Genomic DNA, 13,762 nt, shown 5'->3' with positions numbered 1-13,762 from the left:
ACAAAAAGCGTCCCCTTGGGGGGCAGCGCCGGAGCGTAGCGACAAGCGTGGGGGTATTTTTTGATGGCCGTCATGCCCAGATGATGCGATCACGGCGAGACATCTGCAGAAGACAGGGCAACGTGTGCTGCCCCCCTCTTCTTCAGGATCAAGCCTGGGCTTCGCCCTGCTCCAGCAGCGCATCGACCACGGACAGCGCCGTCATGTTGACGATGCGGCGCACGGTGGCGCTGGTGGTCAGGATGTGCACCGGACGTGCGGCACCCAGCAGGATCGGGCCCATGGCCACGCCGTTGCTGCCCGTCATCTTGAGCAGGTTGTAGGCGATGTTGCCTGCATCCAGGTTGGGCATGATCAGCAGGTTGGCACGGCCCTTGAGCGTGCTGTCGGGATAGGCGCGGCTACGGATCGTGTTCGACAGCGCGGCATCGGCATGCATTTCACCGTCGATTTCGAGTTCGGGTGCACGTTCCATCACCAGACGGCGTGCCTCGGCCATCTTGAGTGACGACTCGGATTCCTGGCTGCCGAAGTTGGAGTGCGACAGCAGTGCAATCTTGGGCACCACGCCGAAGCGGATCATTTCCTTGGCGGCCAGCACGGTCAGCTCGGCCAGTTGCTCGGCCGTCGGGTTCTGGTTGACATGCGTATCGCAGATGAACAGGGTCTGGTCAGGCAGCATCAGCACGTTCATGGCACCGTAGGCTTCGATGCCTTCCTGGCGGCCGATCACGTCGTCGACATGGCGCAACTGGCGATCATACGAGCTGGTGGCACCGCACAGCATGGCATCGGCTTCGCCCTGGCGCAGCAGCATCGCACCGATCAGCGTATTGTTCTTGCGGATAATCGACTTGGCCAGATCGGGCGTGACCCCTTCCCTGCCCTTGATCTGATAGTAGCCGTTCCAGGTTTCGTAGAAGCGGCTGTCGCCTTCAGGGTCGACGATTTCGATGTTCTCGCCGTGCTTGAGGCGCAGACCGAACTTCTCGATGCGCATGTTGATCACCGAGGGGCGACCGATCAGGATCGGGAAGGCGATCTTTTCGTCGACCACGGTTTGCACGGCACGCAAGATACGCTCGTCTTCGCCGTCGGCGTAGACCACGCGCTTGCCGGAATCACGGGCCTGGGCAAACAGCGGACGCATCAACTGGCCGGAGTGGTAGACGAAGGACTGCAGCTTCTGGCGATAGGCTTCCATGTCCTGGATCGGACGGGCCGCCACGCCGGACTCTTCGGCAGCCTTGGCGATGGCCGGTGCGATCTTGAAGATCAGGCGGGGATCGAAAGGCTTGGGAATAATGTATTCGGGACCGAAGCTGAGGTCTTCGTCGGCATAGGCCAGGGCGACCTGATCGTTCTGTTCGGCCTGGGCCAGATCGGCAATGGCGCGCACGCAGGCCATCTTCATTTCTTCGGTGATGCGGGTGGCACCGCAATCCAGTGCACCGCGGAAGATGAAGGGGAAGCACAGGACGTTGTTGACCTGGTTCGGGTAGTCCGAGCGGCCCGTGGCGATGATGCAGTCCGGACGTGCCGCCTTGGCGATCTCGGGACGGATTTCGGGTTCGGGGTTGGCCAGCGCCAGGATCAGCGGACGGTCGGCCATGCTCTTGACCATGTCGGCGTTGAGCACGCCGGGGGCCGAGCAGCCCAGGAACACATCGGCACCGACCATGACGTCGGCCAGCGTGCGAGCCTCGGTCTGTTGTGCATAGCGGCGCTTGTTGGCTTCCATGTTTTCGTCGCGACCTTCCCAGATCACGCCGCGCGAGTCGACCACATAGACGTTTTCGCGCTTGATGCCCAGGTTGACCAGCAGGTCCAGGCAGGCGATGGCGGCCGCACCAGCACCCGAGCAGACCAGTTTGACCTGGTCCATGGCCTTGCCGACGACCTTGAGACCATTGAGGATGGCCGCCGACGAAATGATGGCGGTACCGTGCTGGTCATCATGGAAGACGGGGATCTTCATGCGCTCGCGCAGCTTCTTTTCGATGTAGAAGCACTCGGGGGCCTTGATATCCTCGAGGTTGACACCGCCCAGGGTGGGCTCCAGTGCCGCGATGATCTCGACCAGCTTGTCGGGATCGTTTTCTGCCAGCTCGATATCGAACACATCGATGCCGGCGAATTTCTTGAACAGGCAGCCCTTGCCTTCCATCACAGGCTTGGAGGCCAGCGGGCCGATATTGCCCAGACCCAGTACAGCCGTACCATTGGAGATGACGCCGACCAGGTTGCCACGCGACGTAAAGCGAGCCGCAGCTTCGTTGCCGTCCTTGAAGATGGCCATGCAGGCCTCGGCCACGCCCGGCGAATAGGCCAGCGACAGGTCGTCCTGGTTGGCCAGCGGCTTGGTGGGGGTGACGGAAATCTTGCCCGGACGGGGAAACTCGTGGTAGTCGAGAGCCAGCTTTGTCAAAGTATCGTCTGTCGGCATTATGGTCTTGAATCTGAGAAATAAAAAAAATGCCTGTCGTGCCCGACAGGCATCCTCGCGGTCGTTTCAGCACCGCACACCGTATTTCACCAGAAAATCAGGGGATTTGGTTGTGCAGTGCGCAAAGATCAGGGTTTGATGTCGATATTGAGCGTGGACAGCAGGCTCGGATTGCGCTGCAACTGAAACAGTACCGCAGTTGTGACCGGCTCGGCCGGTGCGATGCTCAGATCCAGCGTCTTGCCGCGTCCTGTCGCAAAATCGAACAAGGTACGGCAGGCCAGTTCGGGATCGTTGACATGGCTCATGTACTGATCCATGGGACATAGTGCGGCCTTGATGTCCAGAGAATCGGTGAAATCGTAGCCTTGCAAACCCGGCAGCATTGCCTCGGGATTTTCTGCACTCTTCTTCAGCGCGGTCTGGAAATATTCAATGAACCCCAGGTTTTCCAGTTTCAGTTGCAGATGGTCGAGGCGCACTTGCTGCAACTCCATCAGCACTGCGAACAGATTGATGCTGTCTTTCTTCATCTCGTCATTGAAGGTGCGGAAGGCCTGCACCTGACTCAGGCGCATGGCGTAGCTGCCGGACAGCATTTGGTCTTGCACAAAAGAGAATCTCAGTTCGCTCAGATCCTTGGCGTAGTCGCTCTCTGACGAAATACTGAAATCCAGCGGTGGCAATTCAAGCCCGCCAAAAACCGGATGGGTGCCACTGATGGGACTGTATCCGGCACCATTGCCAAGTCCCTCGACATCAAGCTGGAAACGCTGGTGCTCGGGTTGATTGATGACATCAGTCAGGACAATGCGCCTGACCTGAATTTCATTGCCTTTGTCTTTGACGGTAAAATCCTTGATGGTGATCTTGCCCAGGGGGGTTGCTGTCAGGCTATCCCAATGTGTCTTGTCCTGCAGATTGAAGGCTTTCAGGAACTGTTGCAATTCCTGCTCTGCTTTCGAAGCCACATAGGCTGAAATGCCAAACCAGATGGCAGCACCCAGCACCAGAACGATACCGGGAACCCACCATTTCAATGCGCTTTTTTTCATCATTTGAAACCGTCACAGCCTTGCTCATAAAGTTGTGACGGATCATATCAAACATTACCCGCCCAGATAGGCCTTGCGAATATCGCTGTTGGCCAGCAGATTCGCACCGGTATCGGCCATCACCACCCTGCCGTTTTCCAGCACATAGCCGCGGTCGGCCACCTGCAGCGCCTTGTTGGCGTTCTGTTCGACCAGGAATACCGTGATGCCTTCGTCACGCACGGTACGGATGATGTCGAAGATCTGGGCGATGATCAGGGGTGCCAGTCCCAACGTAGGTTCATCGAGCAGCAGCAGCCGCGGCTTGGTCATCAGGGCCCGGCCGATGGCCAGCATCTGCTGCTCGCCACCCGACATCGTGCCGGCACGCTGGTTGGCTCGCTCCTTGAGGCGCGGAAACAGCGAGTAGACATGCTCGATCCCGCGTTCGATTTCCTCGCGGCTGGCGAAAAAACCGCCCATCTTGAGATTTTCGGCGACCGTGAGGTCCGGAAACACGCGACGCCCCTCGGGAGAGATGGCGATGCCGCTGCGCATGATGTGGTGCGTCTGCTTGTTGGTGATGTCCTCGCCTTCGAACAGGATACGACCCTGCCTGGCCCGCGGCGAGCCGCAGACAGTCATCAGCAGCGTGGTCTTGCCGGCGCCGTTGGCACCGATCAGAGTCACGATCTCGCCCTGGTTGACCTCGACCGAAACGTCGTCGAGCGCCTGGATGGCACCATAGTAGGTGTGTACGCCTTCTAGCTTGAGCACTTATTCTTCCCCCAGATATGCCTTGATCACGCGCTCGTCGTTGCGCACTTCCTCGGGCAGGCCGAGTGCGATGGGTTTGCCGTGCTCCATGACCAGAATGCGGTCGGAGACGCCCATCACCAGGCTCATGTCGTGCTCGATCAGCAGCACCGATACGTCGTACTCACGTCGCAACTGGTCGATGAGCTGCTGCAGGTCGCGCTTTTCCTGGGGATTGAGGCCGGCAGCCGGCTCGTCCAGCATCAGCAGGCGTGGCTGGGTGATCATGCAACGGGCGATTTCGAGCCTGCGCTGGTGGCCGTAGGCCAGGTTGCCCGCCTCGCGGTTGGCATATTCGCGCAGGCCCATGAAATCGAGCCAAACTGCGGCGCGCTCTACCGCTTCCTCTTCGGAGCGGCGGTAGGACTTGAGGTTGAGCAGCCCAGGCAAGAGGCCGGTCTTGACCTTTGAGTGCTGCGCCACCATCAGGTTTTCGAGCACGGTCAGGTTCTTGAACAGTCGCACGTTCTGGAAGGTACGTACCAGGCCGTGGCGAGCCACCTTGTGGCTGGGCTGGCCCTGGATGGCCGTGCCATCCAGTTCGATCAGGCCTGAGGTTGGCTTGTAGAAACCGCCGATGCAATTGAATACCGTGGTCTTGCCGGCCCCGTTCGGGCCGATGATGGCGAACACTTCTTCCTTGCGGACGGCAAACTCGACATTATCGACGGCCAGCAGGCCGCCGAACCGCATGCTCAGCGAAGAGATTTTCAGCAGATCGCTGTTCATTTTTTCAACTCCATGTGCGGACGCTTCATGGGCAGCAACCCTTCGGGACGCCAGACCATCATCAGGACCATGACCAGACCGAACAGCAGCATCCGGTATTCGGCGAACTCACGGGCAAGTTCCGGCAGCACCGTCAGGACGATGGCCGCCAGGATCACACCCAGTTGCGAACCCATGCCACCCAGCACCACCACGGCCAGGATCAGCGCTGACTCGATGAAGGTGAAGGACTCCGGATTGACCAGTCCCTGACGTGCCGCGAAAAAGGCGCCACCGAAACCGGCGAACATGGCTCCCAGCGTAAAGGCCGACAGCTTGATGCGGGTCGGGTTCAGGCCCAGCGAGCGGCTGGCGATCTCGTCCTCGCGCAGTGCCTCCCAGGCACGGCCGATCGGCATGCGGATCAGGCGGTTGGAGACATACAGCGTGATGGCTGCCAGTGCCAGCGCCATCAGGTACAGGTAGATCACCATATCCTGGTTCTGGAAGTTCCAGCCCATGATCTGGTGGAAGGTTTCCTGCCCTTCTACACTGGAGCGGCGTGCCATTTCCATGCCGAAAACACTGGGCTTGGGAATGCCGGAAATACCGTCCGGACCACCGGTGAATTGGTACAGGTTGATCAGCAGCAGGCGGATGATCTCGCCGAACCCAAGCGTGACGATGGCCAGATAGTCACCCCGCAGCCGCAAGACCGGAAAGCCCAGCAGGAAACCGAACAGCGCAGCCATGCCGCCTGCCAGTGGCAGTGCCTGCCAGAAGCCCCAGTCAGCCCAGTGATAGAGCAGCGCATAGGTATAGGCCCCGACTGCGTAGAAGCCGACGAAGCCCAGGTCGAGCAGACCGGCGAAGCCCACTACGATGTTCAGTCCCAGGCCCAGCATGATGTAGATCAGTACCAGCGTGGCAATGTCGACCTGGCTGCGGCCGCTGAAAAATGGCCAGGCAATGGCGGCAGCCATGATGAGCAGCACGACCCATTTGTTGCCTCGGGCCGGCAGCGCCGGTACGGCACGCGGTTTGACACCCTTGAAGAAGCGCGTCAGCCAGGGCTTGCAAAGATGCAGGACGAACACGATGGCGGCACCGATGAACACCATGCTCCAGTCGCTTTCGAGCACGGTGCGCGGTCCCTGTCGGGTCAGGTTCAGGCCGTAGATCGGGGTAATGATGATTGCCGCCACCAGTGCGGCAAGGAATGCGTTTCGGAAGACGTAGGCCATCAGACTTTTTCCACCTCAGGCTTGCCCAACAATCCGGTCGGACGGAATAACAGGATCAGGACCAGCAGCGAGAACGCCACGATATCCTTGTATTGAGAGGAGATATAGGCAGCAGCGAAGGTTTCCGCCAGCCCCAGCAGCACGCCGCCCAGCATGGCGCCGGGAATGCTGCCGATACCGCCCAGCACCGCGGCCGTGAAGGCCTTGATGCCGGCGATGAAGCCGATGAAGGGATTGAGCTTGCCGATGGTCAGCGCGATCAGCACGCCGCCGACGGCCGCCAGCATGGCACCCAGCACGAAGGTGAAGGAAATCACCTTGTTGGTGTCGATCCCCAGCAGGTTGGCCATGTGCATGTCCTGCGAGCAGGCCCGCGAGGCACGTCCCATGCGTGAGAACTTGATGAACAGGCTCAGGGCGATCATCAGGGCCACCGTGACCAGGATGATCATGATGCGTGAATAGGGGACGGTGACCTCGAAATCGCCGCCCATCGAAAACCGCATGGCCCCCGATATGACGGCGGGTACGGCAACGTCGCGTGCCCCCTGCCCCAGCGCTACCCAGTTCTGCAGGAAGATCGACATCCCGATGGCCGAAATCAGCGCAACCAGGCGAGGACCACCGCGCACAGGCCGGTAGGCAACCCGCTCGACTGCAAAACCGTAGATCCCTGTGACGGCCATCGCGACCAGCAGCATGACGGCCACCAGGACGGGAATGGGCAACGAACCCTGCGTGCCCAGCGCGGTCAGGGTGACCAGGCCAACGTAGGCACCGATCATGTAGATTTCGCCGTGGGCGAAGTTGATCATGCCGATGATGCCGTACACCATCGTGTAGCCGATCGCGATCAGGGCATAGATCGCGCCCAGCGACAGCCCGTTGAACAACTGCTGGGTAAATTGGGGAATGAAATCAGACATGTATTAGAAGCTCCAGACAGCGAAGATCCCCACTCGAGAGATAAAATCCGGCGGACGGCCCGGTCAGGCCCATCCGCCGAAAAGGGACAATTTTACAGTTGTGTCTTGTTGCCGTCTTTATCCCACTCGAAGACTGCGAATTCGAAGTCCTTCAAGTCACCCTTGCTGTCGTACTCGACCTTGCCGATCACGGTGTCGAATGCATTGGCATGCATATAGTCGGCAACCTTCTCGGGATTCTCGCCCACCGCCTCGATGCCGGCAGCGATAATCTGCACGGCCGCGTAGGCCGGCATCTGGAAGGCACCGTCCGGATCACGCTTGGCATCCTGGAAGGCCTTGACCGCAGCGGCGTTTTCCGGGCGCTTGGTGAAGTCGGCCGGCAGCGTGACCAGCAGACCTTCGATGGCAGGACCGGCGATGGCTACCAGATCCTGGTTGGCAACGCCCTCGGGACCCATGAACTGCACGTTCAGGCCCTGCTCGCGCGCCTGGCGCAGCAGCAGACCGAGTTCGGCGTGATAGCCACCAAAGTAGATCAGGTCGGGGTTGAGTCCTTTGAGCTTGGTGATGACGGCGGAATAGTCGCTATCGCCCACGTTGATGCCTTCATAGAGCGCCACATTGACGTCGTGCTTTTGCAGGGCATCGCGCACCTGCATGGCCACGCCCGAACCGTAGGTCTGCTTGTCGTGCAGGATGGCAACCTTGCCCGGCTTGAGCGTGTCGGCGATGTACTTGGCAGCGAACGGCCCCTGCTGGTCATCGCGGCCGATGGTACGGAAGAAATAATGCGGCTTGATGGTGTCGGTCACGGCCGGCGAGGTGGCGCCCGGGGTGATGGCGACGATACCTTCGGATTCATAGACATTGACGGCCGGGACCGTGGTACCGGAGCAGGCGTGCGCCACGGCGAACTTGGCACCTGAATTGACCACGCGGTTGGCGGCCGGCACGGCCTGCTTGGGTTCGCAGCCGTCATCGATCAGGATGGCCTCGAGCTGCTTGCCCTGGACACCGCCGGCGGCGTTGATGACATCGATGGCGGTCAGGGCACCGGCCTGGATCTGGTCGCCGTACTGGGTGGACGGTCCCGTCATCGGCTGCGGGATGCCGATCTTGATGGTGTCGGCATGTGCGGCACCGGCCAGCGTCAGTGCGCCCAGTGCCAGCGAATAGGACAGCGTGCGGAATTTGAACAGCATAAGGCCTCTCCAGAGAATGTCAGTCTTTCCGGTGAACCGGAAAAGCAAATGTCGATTCAGTCAGGCAAGTATGTGGTGCCCGGCGTCACGACGCGTAACAACATCTGACATCATTCTGAAAGCAGCCGCCTGTCCCGTCACTTCGGACATTCCCCTATATTGCAGTGCAATGCAAATATGCAGTGGGCCTGCCAATGCCGGAAAGTTCGGCTTCCGACCTCGGCAGGCCCCGGACAGGAAGTCGCTGCGGATCAGGCCAGCTCGCAGCTCATCTGGCGGGCGCGCTCTGCCGCGGCAGCCATGGCGCGGCGCACCATGCCCTCGAAACCATCGGTTTCGAATAAACCCAATGCCGCTGCCGTCGTCCCTCCCTTGGAGGTGACTTTTTCACGCAATGTGTGCAGCGGATCATCCGACTGGCTGGCCAGTGTGCAGGCCCCCTGGACGGTGGCCAGGGCCAGCTCACGTGCCTGGACGGCATCCAGTCCCAGGTCGATCCCGCCCTGGATCAATGACTCCAGAAACAGGAATACGTAGGCGGGACCGCTGCCCGACAGACCGGTCACGGCATCGAGTGCCTCGTCGTCCCGAACCCAGACGGCCTTGCCGACTGCCTCGAACAACTGTGTGACCCAGGTACGATCGGCAGCCGTCACACCCGACAGCGCCGCCAGGCCAGTGGCGCCGGCACCGACCAGCGAAGGCGTATTGGGCATGCTGCGGACCAGCCGTGTCCAGGGCTGCTCAGCCGTGCCCAGCCAGCCGGCCAGCGTGTCGGCGCGCAGGCCGGCAGCAATGCTGACGATCAGCGTGTCGGCTTGCAGGAATGGCCGGGCGGCATCGATGGCAACCCGCATGTTCTGGGGCTTGACCGCAAAGAACCAGACCTTGCAGTCGACCAGTCCGGCATCGCAACCTGCGGCGGTGCCGGCACCGTAGGCCTGCCAGGTGTCTCGTGTTGCCTCGCCCGGATCGACAATGTACAGGTTGCCGGGCTGGCACAGGCCGGACTGGACGAAGCCGCGCGCCAGCGCCGTGGCCATGTTGCCCCCGCCGATGAACGCAATGCGGGAGGATGTCTGTGTATGTGTGGAAGTCATGGCGTGGAGCACTCAGAAAGAGGTTTCGGCCAGGATGCCCAGAAAAATGATGCAGCCGAACCAGGTATTGTTGAGAAAGGCACGGAAGCAGGCACTGCGTTCGCGATGCCGGATCCAGTAGAGATGGCGTACCGCGAGTCCGGCGGCCACCAGCAGGCCGCAGGCATAGGCCAGGCCATAGCCCAGCATGACCCCGCAGATCGCCAGCAGGCCCAGCGTGATGGCATAGCACAGGCCGATCATGACGAGATCATGGCGGCCAAAGGTGATGGCCGAGGTCTTGAGGCCCAGCTTGAGGTCGTCCTGGATATCGACCAGCGCATATTCGGTGTCATAGGCAACCGACCAGGCCACGTTGGCCAGCAGCATCAGCCAGGCAACGGCAGGCACCTCGTACTGCACGGCGGCGAATCCCATCGGAATGCCAAAGCCGAAGGCGATACCGAGATAGGCCTGGGGAATGGCGAAAAAACGCTTCATCAACGGATAGGTCACGGCCAGGAAAGCGGCCGCCAGCGACAACAGCCAGACCAGGCCGTTGAGCGGCAGGATCAGCAGCAGCGAGGCCAGTGCCAGTGCCGCAGCCACCCAAAGCGCCTCGACGGGACGGATCTGGCCTGTCGTCAGCACCCGGTTCTGGGTACGATCGACATGCAGGTCGAAGTCGCGATCGAAATAGTCGTTCATGGCACAGCCCGCCGAGCGCATCAGCGCCGTGCCCAGGCTGAAGATGACGATCAGGTGCCATTGCGGCCAGCCACCCGATGCAGCCCACAGCGCCCACAACGTCGGCCAGAGCAGCAGCAGGATGCCGATGGGCTTGTCCAGGCGCACCAGCCTGATATAGAGCGGCAGGCGGGCCTGCAGAAAGGCGGCAGAACTCATGGCGTAAATATCACAAAGCTGAGACGGACAAGACCACACTGTAACGTATCCATTTCCGTCCTGGCAAAACCGTATTCTGCGGCATCATCCCCCCTATCGAACGACTGTCATATATCATTCATACAATCATCGCCTGCCGCCCGTGACCCGGTGTGGCATTCGAGACGACCCCGTAAAAAAAGGAGACTGATCCCATGTCCATGCGCACATCCCTGCTGACCACCGCCCTTGCCGCTTCGCTGGGGCTGGCGGCCGGCTCGGCCCAGGCCGCCGCCGAAATCGAATTCTGGCATTCCATGACGGGGGCCCTCAATACGCGCCTGAATGAACTCACCGACGAATTCAATGCCTCGCAATCCGACTACAAGATCAACCCGACCTACAAGGGTACCTATGGCGAAGCGCTCAATGCCGGCATCGCAGCCTTCCGCGCCGGCAATGCGCCACATATTCTGCAGGTCTTCGAGGTCGGCACGGCAACCATGATGCATGCCCGCGGCGCGGTCAAGCCGGTCAGCGAACTGATGGTGGAAGCCGGCCAGGACTTCGATCCCGCCCGCTACATTCCGGCAGTAGCCGGTTACTACACGGCACCCGATGGCCGCATGATGTCGTTCCCGTTCAACAGCTCGACGCCGGTTTTCTACTACAACAAGGATGTCTTCAAGCGTGCCGGCCTGGATCCCGAGCAACCCCCCAAGACCTGGGCACAGGTCGAGGATGCGGCTCGCAAGATCGTCGAGTCGGGCGCGGCCCCCTGCGGTTTCACGACCAGTTGGCCGTCCTGGGTCCAGGCAGAAACGTTTTCGGCCTGGCACAATACCGAATTCGCCACCCGCAACAACGGCTTCGATGGCCTGGATGCACGCCTGGCCATCGACTCGGATCTGCATGTGCGGCATATCGATAACCTGGCTCGCCTGAGCAAGGAAGGCCTGTTCGGCTACGGCGGCCGCGGCAATCTGGGCGATTCGGTGTTCTACAGCGGCCAGTGCGCCATGAGCACGGCATCGAGTTCGGCCCAGGCCAACATCGGTGCCAACGCCCAGTTCGACGTGGGCATTTCCACGCTGCCCTATTACGACGACGTGGCAGGCGCACCGCAAAACACGATCATTGGCGGCGCTTCGCTCTGGGTATTCAACGGCAAGCCTGCCGATGAATACAAGGCCGTTGCCGCGTTCCTGGAATTCCTCTCGGGCACCGACGTGCAGGCGCGCTGGCACCAGCAGACCGGCTACCTGCCGATCACCACGGCCGCCTACGAGCAGACCAGGGCGTCTGGCTTCTACGACAGTCATCCGGGTGCCGACGTGTCGGTCGAGCAGATGATCGTCAAGACCACCGACAAATCGCGTGGCGTGCGCCTGGGCAACCTGCCACAGATCCGTGACATCATCGAGGAAGAGTTCGAACTGATCTGGGCCGGCAAGCAGGACGCCCGCCAGGGGTTGACCCGTGCCGTCGAGCGCGGCAATGAGGTGCTGACCCGTTTCGAGCGCAGCGCCGGACGCTGACGATGTGGCCGGGTGCCGTTTTCAGAAGCGTACCCGGCCTGTTACTTTCGTCCACAATCTGACCGGGGTGCGCCGCGCCTGCGCAGCCCCCTCGGTCGGCTAACGATGGTATCCTTGCGCCCGAACCATTTTCATTATCTTTGTCTGCATGGAAAAACGCGTCTATTTCCGTTCGCGCACCCTGCCCTACCTGCTGCTGGCACCTCAGGTCGCCGTCACGCTGGTATTTTTTTTCTGGCCGGCTGCGCAGGCCCTGTGGCAATCCATGCTGGAGCAGGACGTGTTCGGCATGGGGGCCGAATTCGTCTGGTTCGACAATTTCAAGACTTTGCTGGACAGCCAGGAATATAGGCAATCTTTCCATGTCACCGCCATTTTCTCGGTGCTGGTGGCCTTTTTCGGACTGGCGATCTCGCTGCTGCTGGCGGTCCTCGCCAACCGCGTCATTCGTGCCGCCTCTACCTACAAGACCCTGCTGATCTGGCCCTATGCCGTGGCGCCTGCCGTGGCGGCCGTCCTCTGGGTATTCATGTTCTCACCGGGCATGGGCATCCTGGCCGTCGGCCTGCAGCGCCTGGGCATAGGCTGGAATCCCCTGCTCAATGGGCAGGACGCGCTGACCCTGGTCATCATTGCCGCCGTCTGGAAACAGGTGTCCTATAACTTCCTGTTCTTCCTGGCCGGCCTGCAGGCCATCCCGCGCTCGCTGATCGAGGCGGCGGCCATAGACGGGGCGTCACCCTCGCGCCGTTTCTGGAATATCGTATTCCCGCTGCTGTCGCCCACCACCTTCTTCCTGCTGGTCATCAACGTCATCTATGCATTCTTCGATACGTTCGCCATCGTCGATGCCGCCACCCAGGGCGGCCCGGGACGGGATACCTCGATTCTCGTCTACAAGGTTTATCGTGACGGCTTCCTGGGCCTGGACCTCGGCTCCTCGGCTGCACAGTCCGTCATCCTGATGGGTATCGTGATCGCACTGACCGTCGTGCAGTTCCGCTATATCGATCGCAAGGTGAACTACTGATGATGGTAGAACGTCGCCCCTGGCTGGATCGCCTGTCCCACTTCATCCTGATCCTCGGCGTGGTGGCCGTGGCCTTCCCGCTGTATGTCGCCTTCGTGGCCTCGACCCAATCACTGGAGCAGGTGCGCCAGGTGCCGCTGTCGCTCTGGCCGGGCACGCACATGGTCGAAAACTACCTGCAGGCGCTCTCTGGTGGCTCGACCGTCGGCTCATCCGCACCGGTGGGTCGCATGATGTGGGTCAGCCTGGTCATGGCCATGGTCATCGCCGTCGGCAAGATCGCCATCTCCCTGCTGTCGGCCTTTGCCATCGTCTATTTCCGCTTTCCGGGCCGGCATTTCTTTTTCTGGATGATTTTCGTCACCCTGATGCTGCCGGTCGAAGTCCGTATCGCACCGACCTACCAGGTAGTGGCCGACCTGGGCATGCTCAACAGCTATGCCGGGCTGACCATCCCGCTGATCGCATCGGCCACGGCCACTTTCCTGTTCCGACAATTTTTCCTGACCGTGCCCGACGAACTGGTGGAGGCTGCCCGAATGGATGGAGCCGGCCCCATGCGTTTTTTCAGGGACATCCTGCTGCCGCTGTCGCGCACCAGCATTGCCGCCCTGTTCGTGATCCAGTTCATCTACGGCTGGAACCAGTATCTATGGCCGCTGATCACCACGACCAGCGAAGACATGTATCCGGTGGTCATCGGCATCAAACGGATGATTGCAGGCGGCGACGCCGCCACCGAATGGAACCTGGTCATGGCCACGGCCATCCTGGCCATGCTGCCCCCTGCGCTGGTCGTGCTGCTGATGCAGCGCTGGTTCGTCAAGGGCTTGATCGATACGGAAAAATAA

12 protein-coding genes are annotated in these 13,762 nt (G+C 60.8%); 3 read left to right on the top strand and 9 right to left on the bottom strand.

Going from position 1 to position 13,762, the window contains the following annotated elements; all coding sequences use genetic code 11:
- Window positions 1-148: 148 nt before the first annotated feature.
- The 9 genes from ABN482_RS12475 to ubiA all read right to left on the bottom strand — a co-directional run bounded on the left by ABN482_RS12475 (window position 149) and on the right by ubiA (window position 10,346).
- Window positions 149-2,446, bottom strand: coding sequence for an NADP-dependent malic enzyme (locus ABN482_RS12475; RefSeq protein ID WP_349504288.1), 2,298 nt, complete (start codon window positions 2,444-2,446; stop codon window positions 149-151).
- A 128-nt stretch (window positions 2,447-2,574) separates the two neighbouring features.
- A complete protein-coding gene (locus ABN482_RS12470) occupies window positions 2,575-3,504 on the bottom strand; it encodes a hypothetical protein (RefSeq protein WP_349504287.1) in 930 nt (309 codons plus the stop codon).
- A gap of 51 nt (window positions 3,505-3,555) precedes the next feature.
- Window positions 3,556-4,257, bottom strand: coding sequence for an ABC transporter ATP-binding protein (locus ABN482_RS12465; RefSeq protein WP_349504286.1), 702 nt, complete (start codon window positions 4,255-4,257; stop codon window positions 3,556-3,558).
- Entirely contained in the window at window positions 4,258-5,025 is a 768-nt protein-coding gene (gene livG, locus ABN482_RS12460; RefSeq protein WP_349504285.1) for a high-affinity branched-chain amino acid ABC transporter ATP-binding protein LivG, read from the bottom strand.
- The gene (locus ABN482_RS12455) at window positions 5,022-6,248 is read right to left on the bottom strand and encodes a high-affinity branched-chain amino acid ABC transporter permease LivM (RefSeq protein WP_349504284.1); all 1,227 of its coding nucleotides are present in this window, start codon (window positions 6,246-6,248) and stop codon (window positions 5,022-5,024) included. The genes livG and ABN482_RS12455 overlap by 4 nt, the downstream gene beginning before the upstream one ends.
- On the bottom strand, window positions 6,248-7,174 hold the full coding sequence (gene livH / locus ABN482_RS12450) for a high-affinity branched-chain amino acid ABC transporter permease LivH (protein ID WP_143858168.1): 927 nt from the start codon (window positions 7,172-7,174) through the stop codon (window positions 6,248-6,250). The genes ABN482_RS12455 and livH overlap by 1 nt, the downstream gene beginning before the upstream one ends.
- Window positions 7,175-7,266: 92 nt before the next feature.
- On the bottom strand, window positions 7,267-8,379 hold the full coding sequence (locus ABN482_RS12445) for a high-affinity branched-chain amino acid ABC transporter substrate-binding protein (protein WP_349504283.1): 1,113 nt from the start codon (window positions 8,377-8,379) through the stop codon (window positions 7,267-7,269).
- 251 nt (window positions 8,380-8,630) lie between these two features.
- Window positions 8,631-9,479 carry a pyrroline-5-carboxylate reductase gene (gene proC / locus ABN482_RS12440; RefSeq protein ID WP_349504282.1) on the bottom strand — a complete coding sequence of 283 codons (849 nt, stop codon included), beginning with the start codon at window positions 9,477-9,479 and terminating at the stop codon, window positions 8,631-8,633.
- 12 nt (window positions 9,480-9,491) lie between these two features.
- A complete protein-coding gene (gene ubiA, locus ABN482_RS12435; protein WP_349504325.1) occupies window positions 9,492-10,346 on the bottom strand; it encodes a 4-hydroxybenzoate octaprenyltransferase in 855 nt (284 codons plus the stop codon).
- Between the two features lie 218 nt (window positions 10,347-10,564).
- On the opposite strand from ubiA, the gene ugpB reads away from it, so the two are divergent.
- The 3 genes from ugpB (at window position 10,565) to ugpE (ending at window position 13,762) form a co-directional block, all read left to right on the top strand.
- Window positions 10,565-11,881 carry a sn-glycerol-3-phosphate ABC transporter substrate-binding protein UgpB gene (ugpB, locus tag ABN482_RS12430; protein WP_349504324.1) on the top strand — a complete coding sequence of 439 codons (1,317 nt, stop codon included), beginning with the start codon at window positions 10,565-10,567 and terminating at the stop codon, window positions 11,879-11,881.
- 148 nt (window positions 11,882-12,029) lie between these two features.
- Window positions 12,030-12,911 carry a sn-glycerol-3-phosphate ABC transporter permease UgpA gene (ugpA, locus tag ABN482_RS12425; protein WP_349504281.1) on the top strand — a complete coding sequence of 294 codons (882 nt, stop codon included), beginning with the start codon at window positions 12,030-12,032 and terminating at the stop codon, window positions 12,909-12,911.
- A gap of 2 nt (window positions 12,912-12,913) precedes the next feature.
- Entirely contained in the window at window positions 12,914-13,762 is an 849-nt protein-coding gene (gene ugpE / locus ABN482_RS12420) for a sn-glycerol-3-phosphate ABC transporter permease UgpE (protein ID WP_349504323.1), read from the top strand.

This window comes from Corticimicrobacter sp. (genome assembly GCF_040137905.1).
In the GTDB taxonomy this organism is placed as follows: Bacteria; Pseudomonadota; Gammaproteobacteria; order Burkholderiales; family Burkholderiaceae_B; genus Corticimicrobacter.
This window is presented reverse-complemented; position numbering and strand designations above follow the sequence as displayed.